This window comes from Paenibacillus sp. 37, from assembly GCF_008386395.1.
GTDB lineage: Bacteria > Bacillota > Bacilli > Paenibacillales > Paenibacillaceae > Paenibacillus > Paenibacillus amylolyticus_B.
In genome coordinates, this window is sequence record NZ_CP043761.1 from 2,882,085 (window position 1) to 2,901,184 (window position 19,100).

Consider the following 19,100-nt stretch of genomic DNA (forward strand, 5'->3'; position numbering starts at 1 on the left):
TCAGGTTGCATTACAGGGTGTTCTGCCGCTCTTATGTTGTACTTTTAAACTGGTACATGTTTTTACCGTTTCTCAGGGAGTGTTACATCACCGAGGATCCCTGCCTGATATCCTTTGACTACAGCACCAATTCTGGACTTCACACCAAATTTCTGTGTAATAGAGGTGATATGATACTCCACTGTACGTTGACTGATCGCCAGATCCTGTGCAATTTCCTTATTGGTCATCTCCAGTGCAATACGGTTAAGCACTTCGCGTTCTGTTGCAGTGAGTGATTCCTCCAGATTAGAGGATAACATGGTCTCTGGAACAAGCACATGACCCAACATACTTTGGTGGATGGCGTTAATAATCTGTCCATACGTTGCTTGTTTCGACAAGTAGGCATGGACGCCCAGATCATAAGCCTTCAACTGGAATTCGTGATAGTTGTACCCGGATAACAATATAATTTTGACGGATAACCCGTATTGATCTTTCAATCTTCTCACAACCTCAAAACCATCAAGTTGGGGCATGCGAATATCCATGACGACAACATCTGGTCGCAACGCCTCTACTTCGGATAAAAAAAGTAATGGATCGCTGAAAGTCTTCAATACCTGTATGCCGGGTTCGCGGTTTAAGCGATTGTTGAGACCTTCCATGACCAGGGGGTGATCATCAAGCAGTACGACTGTAATGGGTTCGCTCATTGTTCAGTTGCTCCTTTGGTTAAAGGCAAAAGAATGTTGATTGAGGTTCCTTTGCCAAGGCTGGAATGTAAGGTGAATTCTCCACCGAGATGCTGAATGCTGCTTTGTATGGATATCAAACCGAAGTGCCCTGTTGCAGTAGCAAATGTGGTATGAACATTAAACCCCAAGCCGTTATCCTCTACTTGGAGAATCAAGTCATTATCCCTTGTATGTACCTGTATGAAGCAAAACGACGCCTGTGCGTGCTTCATCACATTCATAATGAGTTCACGGATCGTCCGAAAGACGGTGGATTTCAGAGGATCGTGCTTTAACTCTTCAGAGAGGGCGTTATAGTTTAGTTCCATTCTGAGACCACTTTGTATTTGAAGTGTACGGATGAGCCATTGCAACGCTTCCTCCAGATCACTTCGATCCATAATATGAGGGTAGAGATCATCACACAATTGGCGTATATCTCTCTGGGAAGCATACAGGCACTCCAGCCAAACAGCCGTTTGATCCTTATGCGTCTCTCCGGTATCGTGTAATTCCTCCAAATCACGAGACAGGAAAATCAGGTTTTGTAGCAGTTGGTCATGCAGGAAATAAGAGGTTTTCATACGCTCTGCCTGTTGGGCTTCCATCATAATATCATTGAACTGCCGATGGCGGCGTATCTGGTGTTCATGAAGATCTGTCTGGTCTACACGGTATTCATATCGCTTCTGCAGATCAGATAAGAGTTTGCCATTGATGAGCATTCGAATCGCTTCCAGCCTGCCTTTATCAATGATCTCCTGCTCTTCTGCTGAAAAAAAGGTGCGATTTTCTTTGTGACCAATGCCTAGAAATCCTATCATCTCCGTCGTTGGTTCACCTGAAAGCTCCCAAACCTGTGCCAAGTCATATTTCTGTCGTAAAACTTCAATATCCAACACCTCGTTATCGATATTCTGAATGGAAGAAAAAACGCCTGTACCTTCCTGAGAATATCTGTGCTTATCATCAATCCATATGACAATGACGCCTTCAATATCCAGCATCTTGTGGAACATCTCGGCAAACACGTGAATCATGTCCCGCATGTTTTGCTGCTCAGCCATTCGCACAGTCAACCGCAGTTGCTGGTGTTCCAACCAGTCTTTATTAAGTTTGTTTTTCTTGCGTGAGCGGGTGAGCATGTACTGATACACCCAAGTGATCAGCAAAAACGAGACAAACAGTAAGCTGATATGAATTAACGAATGCAGGTGCGAAGCAGCCAGAAACAGTAAAAATACGATCAAAGCATATAGTCCATGAATCATCAATCTTGGCATAACCAGTTTGAAGTCAAGCATGCTCCGTTGTACAAGTACATAAGTGAACATCCATGATAAAGGAAGAAATCCAATTAATGTGTACTCTACAGGCAATAATGGTTCACCTTGAAGCAGGGTTGGAATAGCAAAACAGATGATGAAGGGAATTAGGCTAAAAATAATTCCTGTTAACATGAGCAATAGCTGGTTCTGCTCCTTGCGATTGTAGCTTTTACGATTAACCCATGTCATCCAGATTAAGATCAGAAGGGTTGCGCAAAGAATAAAGTTAAGCAGATTGGTTGGACCAGACGGCGCAACAGGAGTACTGACGGTGGTAATGCCTTGATTGATCTGAACATCGGTCATCATCCACTGCTTGATGTATAAATATACTAGGCCTGCAGAATAAGCAACTGCAATACCTCTGCTGATGAATAGTAACCACCGAAAACGATGCAGACGGGTACGGAATGCAAAAGACACATAAAAAGCGGCTAGACAGTAAGGTAACCATGCCGCACAAAAGGCCAGAATATAATTGGATAAAGGCAACTGGGATGTGTATATCGTCAGTATACATATGGCCATGGACAGGTTAAGCAGGTAGAACAGACGCATCACTCGTGAACCGGGTTGGTTAAACAGGGCGTAGCTTCCTGTCACCAATAGCAATAATTCCAAAATGGATGAGAATCCGATGTTAAACCATTCGCGTGGTCCAGGCTTCATGGTATGTTCGGATGCCTGACCGCGAGAATTCTCAACGCTAATGGTATAGGCTTCAGTCACTAAGAATTCACCTTTTTGATGGAGTAAGCGGACTTCTCTTTTGGGTTCCAGCGAGATAACGGTGTCACCCGATCTAATCCCGGATGTATATGCTAAACCTTGAGGATCTACATCATGTACTTCCCAAGAATTGGAGGCATTTGGTTTTAACGAAAGACCGATATAAGGATTTAAAAATGAAGAGATATGTATATACGTGGCTGTCAGTATAAAGCACAACATCGTGACAAACCAAACAGAACTAAATTTATATGTGGTGACACTATGTAATGAATTTCTTAATCCCATGCGAGTAATCATCCGTTCTTATAAAATGCATCATTGGTAAAATGAAGTGGAAAAACAAGCCATGTAGCAATGACATGGCTTGCCGAGCATCACTCTATGTTAATGTAGCAGAGTGCCTAACATTTTGTACATCAAAATTGATGATTCCTGCCTAAGCATAGGCTGCTTTGATCTATAATCCACAGCACCGCTGCTGGATATGGATACTTCCGGACCGTAGAGACCTAGAGCAACCACAAACTGGACCCCTTCTTCAGCCCAACGATCCTGTGAACCGGCAAGATTGGCAGTTACGGCAGGTGCACCAAGTAGTTGTTGAGCCGTTCTGGAAATAATCACTGCGGCCTCTTGCCTTGTGATGGCTTGGTCAGGATGGAACAATCCACGGGTGTTACCTTGCACAATTCCCAGTTCCAGGGCGGTTTGAATGAAGGCGGCATAGGGGCTTAACTGGGTGTCTTTAAATTTTGGTGATTGAGTCGAAATTGACATCCCGCTTATACCCACGACCTGTGTTACAAATTCTCCACGACTTACAGGCTTCTCTGGTTCAAATTGGGATTGATCCTGTGGATACAGGCCAATCTGTGTTAAGCGATAGATGTACGGAGCATAGGGGTGGTCTTCTGGCACATCTTCATAAGGCTTGGCTTCTGGCAATTTCTCGGACCAGCTATCTGACTTGTTGTAATAGAAATACGTGATTTCACCTAACTGATTTTTTTTGAAACCAGCGAGTTTACCGTCCTCATCCATGAACAACATGTCCTTAACGGGTGTTAAGTTGTGAGTGCCATAAGCGTCTATAACCTGAAGCCCTTTCTCTGTTGCTGAAATATCATACAACCATGCGGGCAAGCGAATATCCCGATATAGTCCCTCGTAGGTACGGAGTGAAAAATCGGGTACGATATAATTGACATCTTGGGTCTCTTTGTTCGGATAAAAATGATCCATAAATGCTTGGAAAAGCGCTTCTCGCAGATCAGGTCCATCACTGTTGGAGACGACAAATAGTCCGGTCTTCTCGTTAGGCAACAGCCATAGATTGGAGTGGAAGCCTGCAAGATCGCCTGCTTTACTCACGACTTTCCGTCCATGATTATATTGCGAATAGGTGGATTCGAATCCATAACCTGTGCCGGGTATATCAGGGTGTATGGAGACATCCAACGTTTGCATGTCCTGGACGGATGCCGGTTCGAGTATACGTGCACCCTGGTATGAACCTTGATTGAGCTGCGCAAGCATAAAATGAGCCATATCCCGTCCAGTCGTAATTAATCCACCCTCAGGTGAGCTATCCGGTACATTGGGATATTGCGGTAATGCCTGCCCTTCAGCGCCATAAGGAGTCGCGAGTTTACTGAGCGAGTCTTTGCTTAGTGTAAAATGGCTATTCGACATACCGAGTGGCTGGAAAATATGCTGTTGTACATAAGTCTCAAACGGAAGTTTGGACTGTTTCTGAACAATGTAGCCCAAGAGTGCATAGCCGTAGTTGTCGTAACGGAAAACTTCTCCTGGCGTGCGGACAACGGACGGTTGGTGGTCTTTGATGAATTGCTCAAGCGGATAAGAACTTCCCAGCTCCCTGTCTGTAGCTACTGCATCCGTGAAATCAAACCCGCTGGTGTGGGTCATCAGATGTTCCAATGTTAACGTTGTTCCGGTATGGTTGGTCAGATGCAAAGCGTCTGTGTATGCGCTGATATCCTGATCAAGCTTTACGTTACCTTGCTCGGCCAATTGCATAATAGCGGTTGCTGTCAGTGTTTTGGAGATGGAGGCTACACGGAACAGGGTGGAGTCGGCATCGACGGGGATTTGTTTTTCCGCATTGGCATAACCATATCCTTTATTCAACACAATCTGTTGATCGTGAACAACGGTGACGACAGCCCCTTTCAGAGCAGACTTCACTTCAGGCTGGGCGAAGAATTGATTGATGAACGATTCCGTTTCCTGAGGGGTTACCTGTTGAAGGGGGAGACTATTCTCTGCCGATACACTGGTTATTGTGGTGAAACTCAGAGATGCAACCAGAAGGATGTTGGCTACGACACGTTTCCATTTAGGATTCGATTTGTAGTTCTGTTGTTGTTGAATTGGACATGTTGCTACGTAAGATTTCATGAAATTCTCCTTTGAGTTGAGAGATGTTGGCTCTCTTACATTTAAGTACATCTATAATCTAGCAGTTCGAATGTAATGGCGATTCCGTAGTACGCACTTATTATGGCAGGACTTCCGCAAACCTTTTTGCGTGATCCCGCAATCGCAGAAGGTGAATAGTGAGTTGCGAATGATCTTGAACATATGAAAAGATGAATTTGAATATATGAAAAAGAGGTATTTGTCATGATGGACCCAACGGGAGTCTCGACAAATACCTCTTTTTGTTTCGTCTTTTTATTTTCCATGTGAAGCGACATAGTGCAAAGAAATTGGGAAGTAGCTTTTATAAAACTACTCGTACATCCGTCGTTCAAGTTCGGCATAGGCAATCGCAGGATCATCATTGGAATTGTCAATATAAGCGACGGATGAAGCAGGGAGCGGCCAGGCTACTTCTTTACGGACGAGAGAAGCTGTGAAGGCATCCCAGTTTTCAAGTTTCCATTCATCCAATGGGGATTGTCTCGCTGTGATCCGCTCGTGATACAACGCTTCATTCTCAAGATAGATATAGGCGACACGCACATCCGTGTCTTCCAGAGAACGTCCAATTCTTGCAAGTTCCTGAGCAATCCAATCCGGGGTTCCGATTTCTTTGGTAAATGGCCCGACAACGATCGTGTCGATACCCAACTGAACGTTATCCAGAGCTGCGTCCATCGTAATACGATATCCAAGATCACGGCACAACCTCTTGTATTCAGGCGAATCTCGGTCGGATGGATCGAGTCCCTGAAGGGTCATAATTGCCTCAGCCGCGGGACGAAGCAGGATATCCATATCGAAGAAAGCCGCTTTATGTTTACGGGAAAGAGCTTTGGCTAGTGTAGTCTTGCCACTTCCGGCCCCGCCGAGAAAGAAGATTAGTTTGCTCATGAATGTAATGCCTCCTTAATTCTATTGAAAAAAATAGGTTATGTAATTGGATTATACGAATAGATAGATTCATCATTAGAGTTCGTGAATGAAAGGACTTGTTTATTTTAACATAAATAAAGAAGGTTGATAGCTAGACAGAAAAGGAAGGATAAGGTAATATCATACCTAATTGTTCTATGCATAGATTTCCGATGTATATGATCAGAAGAGATTTAAAAGTGAATTTTTTCGAAATCCAAAATGAATTGATAAGGAAGGAGTGGGCGCGTTGCAGGTTAACAAACAAATGATTAAAGGTAGTACCGAAACATTAATTCTGACCTTGCTTCAGGAACGACCGTTGTATGGTTATGAATTAATTAAGGAATTACATCGTCAATCCGAGGGTGTGTTTAATCTAAAAGAAGGCACGTTATATCCTATTTTGCATGCCATGGAGATTGAAGGATGGGTAGAGTCGTACTGGATGGAGGTTGAAGGCCGTAAACGTAAATATTATTCGATCCGAGACAAGGGCATGGAGGCCTTAAAAAGTAAAAAAGCGGAGTGGAATTTGTTCCGCAGAGCTGTGGATCGGGTGCTCGGGGAAGGTGGCCTGACATGACGAATCGACATGAACGAATTGAACATTATCTTGATCACATATGTGTTCAGGTTAAAGCTCGCGAAGTACATAACGACTTGCGTGATGAGTTGGGAAACCACATGGAAGAGATGATTTTGGACAAAGAACAAGAAGGTTATTCAGAAGAAGAAGCAATTGCATACGCCATTGAACAGATGGGCGATCCAGCTGTTGTAGGCAAGAGTATGCACCGGTTACATCGTCACCGAATGCATTGGGGGCTGTTAGTTGGATTAATTGCTTTGTCTATAATAAGTCTGTTCTTAATGTGGGTTTTTACGATTAATGTAGCAGATGAAAAGTATCAGTTCTTATATCGCAATCATGTCGTGTACACCGTTATAGGTGTAATGTTGATGTTGTTCTTTATTTACTTTGATTATCGTAAGTTGAAAAAAGCTGCTTGGTGGATCTATATTCTACTGAATGTCATGTTGTGGATCAGTCCAATGATAACTACAGATATTTATGGTAATAGCAGATATTGGAGCTTATTTGGCTTAACACTAGACCTTACCACAGCTTCAGTGTGGATTTTGCCACTTGCTATAGGTGCCATTATGCTGGACAAGCTTCGTTCCAATTGTAATATGCAATCCATATTAGCCTACATTGCGATGGTAACGATTCCCGCAGTACTATTGTTTCAAACGTTGGACTGGGTTCGCTTGTTTCTGTTTGGCATAATGTCCATTATTTTATTTGGCTGGCTCACGCGAAAGTGGCTTTATACAGTCATAGGTGCTGTTATAACAGGAATTATTTTTGTATTGTTATTGTTCTTTGCAGATCAATACGGACGACTGGAGAGGCTCACTGTCGTTTTAAATCTTCAGGATGACCTTTATGGCAGTGCCTATAGTAACTATTCCATTATCGAAATTATTAGATCATCAGGTTGGTGGGGTAACGGGATTGATACAACGTTTGACAGGTTTAAAACGAGTTATTTCAATTACCCAGGTGTGCTGCTCATTGATGTGTTTGGCTGGTCTGCCGGGATACTGCTATTGGTGGCGATCATCTGGTTTGTTGCCAATATGGTGAAAATGCTTCCTCGCATATGGGATGATTTTGGCCGTATGATTATTGTCAGTATCACAGCTATGTTTGCAATGCAAATCATCTATTCGCTGGCTATGACTACCGGAAAAGCACCTATTATCAGTATCACTTTTCCTTTAATTGGATACGGAAATCACTTGATGTTTGATTACGCCATGCTCGGTTTACTGCTCGGCATTTACCGCCGGAAGGATACTACTTCGAAGAAAAATGACGAAATGCCGAAGAAGATGGATGCCGACCTACTGACCAATTCATAGGCATCCAAAATCATTACCGCATTATGAATGAAGGTATTGTTATGCTCGTTTAATGAGCATTCACGGAAACCAGATATGACGCAGGTTCACCCAGCCCTGGCTGTTGAAAGATAGACCACGCACGGAAGGCAAATAAGCGGTTTCTACCGGTTTTTTGGATAAATGGAACAGTAAATTCTGATCAACCAAAAATTGCTCAATTCGGTCTAATTCAGAAGTTCGATCTGCTGCAATCGGAGAGGCGATAATGGTTTGCAACATCTCATGAATCGTTATACGAGCAGAATCTTCCAGATGCTCGGACAACGTGGAGTAAAGATCATATCTGCGCAGTTCTTCGTCTCTGTCCCGAATCAGAGAAAAGAGAATCAGATCAGATTCCAGCCGCAGATCTCCTTTGAACTGCTCCATCGTGCCTGTGCGGACGGTACAGGAGTAACCGCACTGCTCCAATATAGATGCCAGATGTTGGGCATCCCTGCGATATTGTGGAATGGTTGCAATGTGCAGGGATACGGCTCGAGCAGTGGCAGTGAGTCGTTGAGATATATGGTTACATCCCTCCGAATGTACCTGGACCATCTGGGTACTCGCTTTACTAAAATCAGGTACCACAACCTTAGACTCATCTGCATGTCGGTCATCTTTATACATTTCAGCAAGGCATGACTGGATGTGTGCTCTTACTGCCGGATCGTTTAACGGTCCGGCTTTTTGCGTATTACACGTGAGTAATTTATGAACCATCACACCTGCACTAATCTGAGTCCAATCTGCACCCGTAGACGAAGACGGATTATGAACAAGATGGAAGAACGGAGTATCGATATCTTGACTATCGTCCATTTTGGCCGAGGCACTCCACGGAATTTGCAGGATATCTACCCGGTCCATATGTGCTCTACCCTGAAAATACGATGAAAAGGCTTCAAGTCTGCACAAGTGATCATCCCAGGCAGTGACCTTGAACGGCCCCGTCCCGACAGGTTTTTGCATTCCATGCAGATCACCCGCATGATTCATCTTCAGCTCGTGTGTTCCCGGTGAGGGTACAATCGCCGCACGACTTGTTGTAAGAAAGGACAGAAACAATTCGTGAGGTTTTTTAAGCCGGAAACACACGGTCAAGGGACTGACCGCTTCAATAGATAGAATCTGTTTACTCACATCACGGTACAGTGTTCGGCGGTCTGTAGATTGCAGCCGTTCAAACGTATGCACAATATCATGGGACGTCAGCATCTGACCATTGTGAAATGTAATACCTTTTCGTATATAAAACGTCCAGGTCTGTCGGTCAACACTGACATCCCAAGTATGAGCGAGACAGGGGAGAATCTCACCTTTTTCACCACGTTGAACCAACCCGTCAAAGACATGGCTGGTAACAAAGGATTCAGCTAATAGATTAATGTACAGCGGATCAAGCGCATGAAGCTGTTGGCGCAGGGGCAACCGAAGCGTATCAATCTGCTCATTGTTGGTGCCGGCTTCCGTATGATGTCCCGAATACCCAAGCAACCACTGATTTAGATGATCCTGCATGGTTGTTGAGCTCGAGAATGCACTCACCTGCTCGGCAGCTTCTTGCAACTCCCGGCGATTCATAGCCTCCATCATATATTCTGCGGCGATTTGATCAGCCGGAACAAGCAAGGTCAGTGATGAACGACGACCACGGCCACGCTGGGAAACCCAACGAATCCAGTCATGGGCAACCATCTTTTTGACAATCGTTAATGTATTACGATGCGTACAATTCAGTAATTCAGCGAGATTGGCGAGTGTAAGTTCATGTTCTGTATGGTGACCGTAATGACGATGCAACAGCAGGTATTGCTGATGTAATTTCAAGTGTTGATTCCCTCCTGGAGGTGAACTTTACGTATTCCTCTAAAATAAGAAGTTTTATCGATTTTAATTTCTATTTATATTCCTATTTTATCATCTAGAATATAGCATAGAAAGGTTAATGGAGGTTTTTCCCATGATTGATAAAATAATGGCTTCACCGCAACGCGCTCTAATCACGCTACTGTCTGCATGGGTGCTAGCGATCATTCACCAGTATTTATTCTATGGTAATGAGATTGGCGTATCGTATCCTATCTTTGTAATTCTCTTTTATGTGTTCATGTATCTGTTTGCAAGGGACCGCATGAGGTCTTTCAAGTTCATTGATGCTTTTGTGGCGGCTGTAGTGCTATTGTTGTCGCTAACGTTCCTGTTATACGACAATGAACTGTTCCGTGTTCTTAATTTCCTGGTTGTACCCGGCGTAATTATCTTACATATGACCTATCTAATGGGCAGAAAACGGAAGCAGTGGTGGGAGATCGGGTTAATCGGTACGGCAATTGACCATTTGCTGCCTCAAGCCATACGTCATTGGGGGACTGTTGCGGCCCTTGCTGTGAGAGCAGGCGGGCGTGGCATGGGCAAATCACAGAAAACGGTTGTTTTCAAAGTGCTCATTGGCCTTGTGGCATCCTTGCCTATCCTTGTTGTCGTCATCGCGTTACTGTCTTCTGCTGACGGGGTCTTCGACCAGTATTTAGCCGGTTTTCCGGAGTGGTTGAATCAGCTGGCTTTTACCCCAGGGATACCGAGAATCATCTGGATTGTCATTGCAGGTGTAGTTCTGTTCGGTTATGTATGGGGATTTGTACAGCCAATGCAATATGAGGCAGAGAAGAGAGAGAACGCACATTGGAAAAATGGAGCAGCATCCACGGTTGATAAGCGTGATCACACCTATATATTCTCTCCTGTGGATCCGGCCACTGAAGGTAAGGTTATAAATAAGATTACACCCGAGCCCGAACGCACTCCAGTTCATCGGGAACCATTCAGATTAGACCCCATCATTGTGGGGACGATGCTGATTGTCATTAACTGTGTGTACGTTTTATTTGTACTTGTACAGTTTTCGTATCTGTTTGGTGCAGGAGAGGGGCATCTTCCGGTAGATCTGTCTTACGCAGACTATGCGAGAAGTGGATTCGCAGAGTTAATTCTCGTCACAGGTATTAACTTCTTTATTCTTATTGTTGCTTTGCAGTATACCCGTTCGAGTGGCAAAGCGGGTTCCATCGTGCATCAGGTACTTCTCCTGATTCTGGTCAGTTGTTCAGCAATTATGTTGTATTCCGCGTTTATGCGCCTAAATCTTTATGAGCAGGCATATGGATATACATACATCCGCTTTCTGGTACACGCATTCATGATCTTCCTCGCACTCCTGTTGCTGATCGCTGGCCTTCGTATACGGTACACGTCCATACCGCTGATCCGCTGGTATATTGTGCTTGCGCTCACTGCATATGTTGCTGTCAACTATGTGGGTATGGATAAACGGATTGCCGAGCTGAATATTGAACGTTATCATCAGACTGGCAATATTGATGCTACCTATCTGGCGAGTCTGTCAGCAGATGCAGTTCCGTTACTTCGTGCGTTTGCTCTGGAGGAGTACCCCGATCTCAAAAGGGAAATGCTGGAACGTCAAGTCTACTTGGACGAGGATTCATCAAATCGTTCATGGCCTTCTTATAACGTGGCGAGACACCGAGCTGAGCTAGAAATGTCCAAATTGAGAACGGAATAGCTGAATAATAGTTGTTTTCACGTACGGATTTATGCAAAAACAATATGTAAGTGTTATAATATAAAAACTAACCTATAAAGGGGGTGAATCCCTTGTTTGAACTGCAGGAGTTATTACCATATTTATTCTCGATTGGACTCATCTTCACCGTCAGTTATGCCTATATTGCCCATCTTCATTGTGGCATGACAGAGTACTGGGTGGAAGGTGGCGTCGGTGGTGGACTTGAACCTGTACTTCCCGCCCTGTGTTTGGACAGACAGCACAGACAGGAAGACTGGAGCCGCATGATTAGACGAAGAGAAGCGCCCGATGAAGATGAACCAGATTGTCATTCCTCGTTGAACGATTGGTCAACAAATCAACGAGGAGGATATATATGGAACATAAGACCAACAAGGGATTCACTTTTACTTCGGGCAAGGGACGGATCTATGGCCTGATTGTGATTTTGTTTGCAGTCATGCTGCTTGCCGGATGCAGCAACAACGTGTCGGAGATTACTTCATCGACACCGGGATTTTTTAATCACTACATTGTATTTCCACTGTCGTATCTGATTCAGCATATTGCGACTATATTTAACGGAAGCTACGGGGTCGCGATTATCGTGATTACGCTGGTCATTCGTTTAGCACTGTTGCCATTGATGATGCGTCAAGCCAAGTCCCAGCAGGGAACACGAGTCATCATGAACGCCATGAAACCCGAAATGGATGCGCTCAAGAAAAAATATGAAGGCAAAAATGACCCTGCTGATAAGCAAAAGCTATCTCAGGAAACAATGGAACTATACAAGAAACATAAGTTTAATCCGCTGAACATTGGTTGCTTGCCGATGCTCATTCAGCTGCCTATACTTTCAGGTATTTACACAGCCATCCGACTTACACCGGAGTTGTCCTCCCATTCGTTCCTTTGGTTCAAACTGGGAGCGCCGGATTACGTGCTCGCTGTGGTGGTTGCAGTCATATATCTGATCCAAGCTAAAGTATCACAAGCCAATATGGCGCCTGAGCAGCGAAAACAGTTCGCCATTATGGGATATCTCTCCCCATTGATGATGGCTTTCTTTTCCCTTTCAGCCCCGGCAGCGATGCCGCTCTACTGGACAGTTGGGGGTTCATTCCTGGTACTACAGACATTATTGTTCCGTAAAATGTACCCGGTAGATCACCCGCAGGAGCCTGCTATAATTGAGGTGAAGAAGGTAAAGTCTGCAAAACATAACAAGTCGGCCAAACCTGCAAAGTCCTAGAGACTGGCTAGTAGCATCACTATTATAAGAGCATCGTCTATGTATATCACACCCTATAGAGCAGACACAAAGTCTACTTTATAGGGTGTTTTTGTGAGGGTGAAAAGCCGAGTGATCCAAAAACAATTTTCATAGATCAAAAAAATTTAGTATTTAGTATAAAGGGGAGGAGGATAACATACTTATGGTAGGAGCGAATTAAGCCAATTTCAGAATGAACCCGATGGTGTAGAAACATGGAATAAAAACAAATAAAATTTATTGTTTGGATTTATTGACAAAATTTGATGCATCAATTACCATTTTGTTTAAGAGTTTTGGAGAGGGGCTATTCTAGTGTAAAGACTTGACTTAATATGGCTTTTTATGTAAGTGAATACTGTGATAAATTATAATTCATTTAGAATTTGGAGGAAAATTAGTGGATATTATTATCGGGCTTATACTGGGAATAGTGGAAGGACTTACGGAATTCGCCCCAGTGTCATCCACAGGTCATTTGATTCTGGTGGGGCATTTGCTAGGTTTCGAGGGTACTGTACGTGCTTCGACATTCGAGATTGTAATCCAACTCGGTTCAATCCTGGCTGTGGCTTTTCTGTTCTGGAAACGAATTCTCAGCATCCTTGGCATCCATGTTGGAGAAGATCGGAAAGCAAACAAAGCTAAGGAAAAATTAACACTTCTTCATATCATTATTGGTGTTATCCCTTTTGGTATTGGGGGCGTATTTTTTTACGATTACATAAAAGAGGTTTTGTTCAGTGCTCAAACGGTGGTTGTAACGTTAATCCTTGGCGGGATTCTGATGATTGCAGCCGAGATATTCAAACCCAAAAAGCCGGCTGCAGAAACATTGGATCAAGTCACTTACCGGCAGGCTTTAATCGTAGGTCTGTTCCAGTGCTTTGCACTTGTTCCCGGTTTTTCGAGAATGGGTGCCACGCTATCGGGAGGTTTGCTAGCAGGCATGAGTCACAAAACTGCCTCGGAATTCACGTTTATAATGGCGCTTCCTATTATGTTCGGTGCTTCACTGAAGGATCTATACGAGAGCTGGGATTATCTGTCGGTTGATGATCTTCCCTTATTTATTACAGGGTTTGTGACTGCTTTTATTGTAGCCATGATTGCAGTTAAATTTTTCCTGAAGTTAATTAACCGGATTAAACTGATTCCTTTTGCAATCTATCGTTTTGTATTGGCAGCCGCTTTTTGGATCTTTTTGCTTAACTAAAGCATTCTTATTATCTATTACATGTGAATAAATTAACCGTCGCAGGAGTCTTATCCATGATCAGTGTTTTTATAAATCACATTGAAAAGGAAAGACTCCCTTTTATTTTTTGGAAATAAGTAGTTATCAAAGGGACATTCATCTACTGGGGTGGGAGCGCAAAATATGACGGCATTCATCATAAAGCAAAGCATCATGTTTGTCATACTGTACGGAATCCAATTTTTGATCGGAACGATTGTACTCAAATATCAGTTGCGTGTGAATTACGCTCGTAAAATTGTTCATTTCATGTCATTTATTACACCGTTAGCTATTGAAATGATCGTGAGTTCCAGTACAGGGTATACCGGGCCCATTTTTATCGTCGGAATGCTGATGAACTGCGTTATCATGCTCATTTATATTAAGCCAATTCGCGAGAAAAGTGTATTGGTTCAACGCATGTTTGCTTCTTTTGACCGTCCCGAAGATCGTCCTCATACTTTGCTATGGATGAATACGCAATTAATTGCCGGCTACGTCGTTCTGGCACCATGCTTTCTGTATTTTCAAAGCATAGGTTATGGCACGCTGGCCTTTATTCCCGTTATCATCAATGGACTAGGGGACGGGCTTGCCGAACCGATCGGTATTCGCTTTGGGAAACATAAATATCGCGTTCATGCCTTGTTTTCGAAGAAAAAGTTTACGAGAAGTATCGAAGGCAGTTTATGTGTGTTTCTATCAGCAGTGTTGATCCTTTTGGTGTTTGCAAGCAGTTTTACTGTTCCACAATTAGTTGTTGCACTGCTAATTCTTCCTATAGCTGTAACTCTGGCTGAGGCATTCTCACCTCATACCATAGATACTCCGTTTATACTTATCGTTGGTTTTGCGTGTTTGTATATGATCATTTCATTTGTTTAACAAGGGGAACTTCTTATGACAACCAGTGAATACAAGGTTATTTCTATTAAATCCAGTTATGAAGCATTCATTAATTATAGCTATATCGTCGTTGATGAAGCGACTCAGGAGGCAGCGGTAATTGATCCTTCCTGGGACCTTGAAGCCATTCTGGATTCCCTGGAAGCTGAGCAGGCCAAACTCACACACATCCTGTTGACACATTCCCATGCGGATCATGTTCATCTTGTAGGAGCATTGCTCGAACGTTTTAATCCTCGGGTTTATATGGGGGGAGCGGAAATTGATTTTTTTAAGTACCACTGTAAGAATTTGAAGCCTGTAAAGGATCGAGATGCCGTTTTAATAGGCAATACACTGATATCCTGTATAAGCACCCCAGGACATACGCCAGGTTCTATATGTTATTCATTAACAAATCATATTTTTACAGGAGATACTCTGTTTGCAGAGGGATGTGGCATATGCCCCGAACGCGGAGGAGATCCAGGTGCGATGTATCAGAGTTTGCAAAAAATACGGCAACAAATACATCCTTCCGTCAGGGTATACCCTGCACATTCATTTGGCGTTGAACCGGGTCAGACACTTCAGATGCTGCTTGAGAGAAACATATATTTTAATATTTCGGATGAAGAACAGTTTATCGCTTTTCGTATGCGTAAGAATCAGCCGGATGCCAAAAGTTTTGTGTGAAGGAACAAGGGGTGTGACTTGTGAAGGAAAATATTGTTTTTATGTTCTCCGGTCAGGGTTCACAATATCTTCAGGCGGGAAAGGAACTATACCAGAATTATCCGGTATTTCGCCAATGGATGTTGCAGATGGATCGTTGGGTTCAAGACATCGGCGGCAAATCCATTATACAGGAATTATATGATTCCAATCCGTCTTATCCTGATGATTTCAATGAAACTCTAGTTACACATCCGGCCATTTATATGTTGGAATACGCGCTTGCCAGAACGTTAATGGAGAGCGGTGTCATGCCTACAACCGTTGTGGGCACCAGTTTAGGGGAGTTTGCCGCAGCGGCTGTATCCAACGTAATAACTCCCAAGGCGGGACTCGAAGCGGTTTATAGACAAGCTGAAATCATTCACAAGACATGTATTCCAGGAAGCATGCTTGCTGTATTGCATAGTCGTGAAGTCTATGATACCAATCTGGAGCTGCATGCAGAGTGCGAGCTTGTTGCTGTGAATTCATCAAATCATCTAGTAATCTCTGGAAGTATGAAAGGGGTTACAAAAGCAGAGGATTGGCTGAAAAGTCAGGGGATTACTTATGTCAGATTGCCTGTGACTCACGGCTTTCATTCAGCCTATATCGATCCTGCGGCCAAAGAGTACTTAGCCTATCTGGACAAGCAGTCATATCATGCTCCCACGATCCCGCTTGTCTCCAGTTTGACGGGACAACCTGTGACCAAGGTATCTACCGATCATTTTTGGCAAGTTGTCAAGGAACCGATCCTATTTTCTCGCGCGTTAACCCATATAAAAGAAGAGAAACCGAATAGTATATTTCTGGATTTGGGGCCTTCGGGTACACTTTCCAGCCTCGTAAATCAGATTAGCCACAGGAAGGAACGAACATATATAACCATGACTCCCTTCCATCAGGATGCAAAACATGTGGAACAGATCATTAGTCGTTACGCCAATTCGAATGAAACTGGAGGGGATGAACCTTTGTGGGCATATGTATTTCCAGGGCAGGGATCACAGAAGTTGGGCATGGGTGAAGGATTATTTGAGCAGTTTCCAGAGTTGACTCGGCAGGCGGATGATATTCTTGGATTTTCCATTCAGGAACTGTGCTTGTACGATCGGTCTCAGCAATTGAGCCTGACAGAATATACACAGCCGGCTTTGTTTGTTGTTAATGCCATGATGTATCTACATAAAATCAAGGAAATGGGCAGAAAGCCATGCTTGGTTTCAGGCCACAGTCTGGGAGAATACAATGCGCTTTTTGCCGCAGACGTATTTGATTTTGCTACAGGATTGAAGCTTGTACATAAAAGAGGAGAAATCATGAGCAGGGCCCCTAAAGGGGGGATGGCCGCGGTTATCGGTTTAACCGAGAGTGCATTGAAGACAATCCTTCAACGATTTGGACTGCATCAACTGGATATCGCCAATCTGAACTCTCCGACCCAAATTGTTTTGGCAGGGCCTCAAGAAATCATTGATCAGGCCAAACCGATTTTTGAGCAAAACGGTGCACAAATGTATATCCCTCTCAGGGTCAGCGGGGCATTTCATTCCCGTTATATGGAGGAATCAGCCAAACAATTCGATCAGCACCTCCAGCATTATACATTTTCCGCTCCAACGATGACCGTCATCTCAAATTATACAGCGCAGCCCTACCGTACAAATGAAATTCATGCCAATTTGGTGCACCAAATTACACATCCGGTTCGCTGGTGTGAAACGGTAAGGGTTCTGATGGGCATGGGCGTAAACACAATAGAAGAGATCGGTCCAGGCAACGTGCTGACTAAGTTGGTTACAAAGATTCAGACAGAGTGCGGACCCATCGTATATCGTCCTGATGACATGTCTGTCCAACCGTTATCGTCAGCAGTTCACCCCGATACTCCAATATCATCCGTTTTACAATCTGGCAGCCAAGGAACTCGACTGGCCGAGTCTCTTGGCTCGAAACCCTTCAAAAAGGACTATAATTTGAAATTGGCCTATTTGACAGGTGCAATGTACAGAGGCATTGCTTCGGCGGAGATGGTTGTTAAAGTGGGGCAATCAGGAATGATGGGCTTTTTGGGCACAGGGGGGTTAAGCCTGAAGCAGATCGAAGAAGGAATTGATTATATACAACACCATTTGCAGGATGGACAGGCGTATGGGTTAAATCTTCTTCATCAAATGACTCATCCTGAACGAGAAGAAGAACAAGTTAACTTATTACTACGTAAAGGTGTAAATACAGTAGAGGCTTCTGCCTTCATGGGTGTTACTCCGGCATTAATCAAGTACCGTGCCCATGGACTGAAGCGTTCTTCAGACGGGCGAGTATCCACAACGAATCGCATTATTGCCAAAGTATCCAGACCAGAAGTGGCTGAAGCATTTTTAAGCCCCGCTCCGGAATTCATGGTTGAGAAGATGTTGAAGGAAAACAAGATTACATCTGTTCAGGCAGAACTCCTGAAAAAAGTACCCATTGCAGAGGATCTGTGCCTTGAGGCTGATTCGGGTGGACATACAGATGCGGGTGTGGCGTATGTCATGCTGCCTGCCATGGTTCGTCTTCGCAATACGATGATGGAAAAGTACGGTTATTCGAAAGAAGTTCGCATTGGTGCTGCCGGTGGTATTGGTACACCTGAAGCAGCAGCAGCAGCATTTTTGCTCGGAGCGGATTTTATCGTAACAGGTTCAATCAATCAATGCACGGTTGAAGCAGCTACTAGCGATGCTGCCAAGGATTTACTACAGGATATGAACATTCACGACACGGAATATGCCCCTGCTGGAGATATGTTTGAGATTGGAGCCAAGGTACAGGTTCTTCGCAAAGGTGTATTTTTCCCCGCGAGAGCGAACAAGCTTTATGATTTATATCGGCAGCATGATTCTTTGAATGACATTAGCGAAAAAAACAAACAGCAGCTGGAAAACAAATATTTCAAAAAAACCTTTGATGAAGTATACCGCCAGGTTGTTCAATATAGATCTTCCGAGGAAATACAGAAAGCCGAGCAGAATCCCAAGTACAAAATGGCCTTGGTGTTTAAGTGGTATTTTGCCCACAGTACAAAGCTTGCAATGGAAGGAACAGCAGGTCATCAGGTCGATTATCAAATCCACTGTGGTCCAGCCTTGGGAGCTTTTAATCAATGGGTGAAAGGCACAAATCTCGAGGACTGGAGAAACCGTCGTGTAGCTGAAGTGGGCATAAAGTTGATGGAAGATACGGCTTTGGTTTTACAGGAACGATTGAAGCAATTGGCTGTGCAGGTTGAGACGAACTAACTTTTAGCATGGTT

14 protein-coding genes are annotated in these 19,100 nt (G+C 43.8%); 9 read left to right on the plus strand and 5 right to left on the minus strand.

Features of this window, described 5'->3' with window-relative positions; all coding sequences use genetic code 11:
* Positions 1–62 precede the first annotated feature (62 nt).
* The 4 genes from F0220_RS13015 to F0220_RS13030 all read right to left on the minus strand — a co-directional run bounded on the left by F0220_RS13015 (position 63) and on the right by F0220_RS13030 (position 6,118).
* On the minus strand, positions 63–698 hold the full coding sequence (locus F0220_RS13015; RefSeq protein WP_105598402.1) for a response regulator: 636 nt from the start codon (positions 696–698) through the stop codon (positions 63–65).
* The gene (locus F0220_RS13020) at positions 695–2,776 is read right to left on the minus strand and encodes a sensor histidine kinase (RefSeq protein ID WP_181155362.1); all 2,082 of its coding nucleotides are present in this window, start codon (positions 2,774–2,776) and stop codon (positions 695–697) included. The genes F0220_RS13015 and F0220_RS13020 overlap by 4 nt, the downstream gene beginning before the upstream one ends.
* 387 nt (positions 2,777–3,163) lie before the next feature.
* The gene (locus F0220_RS13025; protein ID WP_181155364.1) at positions 3,164–5,200 is read right to left on the minus strand and encodes a serine hydrolase domain-containing protein; all 2,037 of its coding nucleotides are present in this window, start codon (positions 5,198–5,200) and stop codon (positions 3,164–3,166) included.
* A gap of 333 nt (positions 5,201–5,533) precedes the next feature.
* The gene (locus F0220_RS13030) at positions 5,534–6,118 is read right to left on the minus strand and encodes a P-loop nucleotide/nucleoside kinase family protein (protein WP_105598405.1); all 585 of its coding nucleotides are present in this window, start codon (positions 6,116–6,118) and stop codon (positions 5,534–5,536) included.
* A 271-nt stretch (positions 6,119–6,389) separates the two neighbouring features.
* Here F0220_RS13030 and F0220_RS13035 point away from each other — a divergent pair, with 271 nt between their 5' ends.
* The gene (locus tag F0220_RS13035) at positions 6,390–6,725 is read left to right on the plus strand and encodes a PadR family transcriptional regulator (RefSeq protein ID WP_181155366.1); all 336 of its coding nucleotides are present in this window, start codon (positions 6,390–6,392) and stop codon (positions 6,723–6,725) included.
* Positions 6,722–8,071 (plus strand): FtsW/RodA/SpoVE family cell cycle protein, encoded by a 1,350-nt coding sequence (locus tag F0220_RS13040; protein ID WP_105598406.1) that lies wholly within the window; start codon positions 6,722–6,724, stop codon positions 8,069–8,071. The genes F0220_RS13035 and F0220_RS13040 overlap by 4 nt, the downstream gene beginning before the upstream one ends.
* Before the next feature lie 60 nt (positions 8,072–8,131).
* Here F0220_RS13040 and F0220_RS13045 read toward each other — a convergent pair whose 3' ends face one another.
* Positions 8,132–9,925, minus strand: coding sequence for an ABC transporter substrate-binding protein (locus F0220_RS13045; protein WP_105598407.1), 1,794 nt, complete (start codon positions 9,923–9,925; stop codon positions 8,132–8,134).
* Between the two features lie 133 nt (positions 9,926–10,058).
* On the opposite strand from F0220_RS13045, the gene F0220_RS13050 reads away from it, so the two are divergent.
* From F0220_RS13050 to fabD, 7 genes are all read left to right on the plus strand, one after another.
* Entirely contained in the window at positions 10,059–11,678 is a 1,620-nt protein-coding gene (locus tag F0220_RS13050; protein WP_105598408.1) for a DUF4153 domain-containing protein, read from the plus strand.
* Positions 11,679–11,770: 92 nt separating this feature from the next.
* The gene (locus F0220_RS13055; protein ID WP_223199934.1) at positions 11,771–12,121 is read left to right on the plus strand and encodes a hypothetical protein; all 351 of its coding nucleotides are present in this window, start codon (positions 11,771–11,773) and stop codon (positions 12,119–12,121) included.
* Entirely contained in the window at positions 12,058–12,936 is an 879-nt protein-coding gene (yidC, locus tag F0220_RS13060) for a membrane protein insertase YidC (RefSeq protein WP_105598409.1), read from the plus strand. Before F0220_RS13055 ends, yidC begins: the two co-directional genes overlap by 64 nt.
* Positions 12,937–13,330: 394 nt before the next feature.
* On the plus strand, positions 13,331–14,173 hold the full coding sequence (bacA, locus tag F0220_RS13065; protein ID WP_223199987.1) for an undecaprenyl-diphosphate phosphatase: 843 nt from the start codon (positions 13,331–13,333) through the stop codon (positions 14,171–14,173).
* Positions 14,174–14,338: 165 nt separating this feature from the next.
* Entirely contained in the window at positions 14,339–15,082 is a 744-nt protein-coding gene (locus F0220_RS13070) for a diacylglycerol/polyprenol kinase family protein (protein ID WP_105598411.1), read from the plus strand.
* Between the two features lie 15 nt (positions 15,083–15,097).
* Positions 15,098–15,778: an MBL fold metallo-hydrolase gene (locus F0220_RS13075; protein WP_105598412.1), complete on the plus strand. Its 681-nt coding sequence runs from the start codon at positions 15,098–15,100 to the stop codon at positions 15,776–15,778.
* Between the two features lie 20 nt (positions 15,779–15,798).
* Entirely contained in the window at positions 15,799–19,086 is a 3,288-nt protein-coding gene (gene fabD / locus F0220_RS13080; protein ID WP_105598413.1) for an ACP S-malonyltransferase, read from the plus strand.
* Positions 19,087–19,100 lie beyond the last annotated feature (14 nt).

Bases quoted from the DNA above. Each gene is read 5' to 3' on its own strand.
- F0220_RS13015 (WP_105598402.1), bottom strand. From the start codon at position 698: ATGAGCGAACCCATTACAGTCGTACTGCTTGATGATCACCCCCTGGTC.
- F0220_RS13050 (WP_105598408.1), top strand. From the start codon at position 10,059: ATGATTGATAAAATAATGGCTTCACCGCAACGCGCTCTAATCACGCTA.
- F0220_RS13025 (WP_181155364.1), bottom strand. From the start codon at position 5,200: ATGAAATCTTACGTAGCAACATGTCCAATTCAACAACAACAGAACTAC.
- F0220_RS13075 (WP_105598412.1), top strand. From the start codon at position 15,098: ATGACAACCAGTGAATACAAGGTTATTTCTATTAAATCCAGTTATGAA.
- yidC (WP_105598409.1), top strand. From the start codon at position 12,058: ATGGAACATAAGACCAACAAGGGATTCACTTTTACTTCGGGCAAGGGA.
- F0220_RS13070 (WP_105598411.1), top strand. From the start codon at position 14,339: ATGACGGCATTCATCATAAAGCAAAGCATCATGTTTGTCATACTGTAC.
- F0220_RS13030 (WP_105598405.1), bottom strand. From the start codon at position 6,118: ATGAGCAAACTAATCTTCTTTCTCGGCGGGGCCGGAAGTGGCAAGACT.
- F0220_RS13040 (WP_105598406.1), top strand. From the start codon at position 6,722: ATGACGAATCGACATGAACGAATTGAACATTATCTTGATCACATATGT.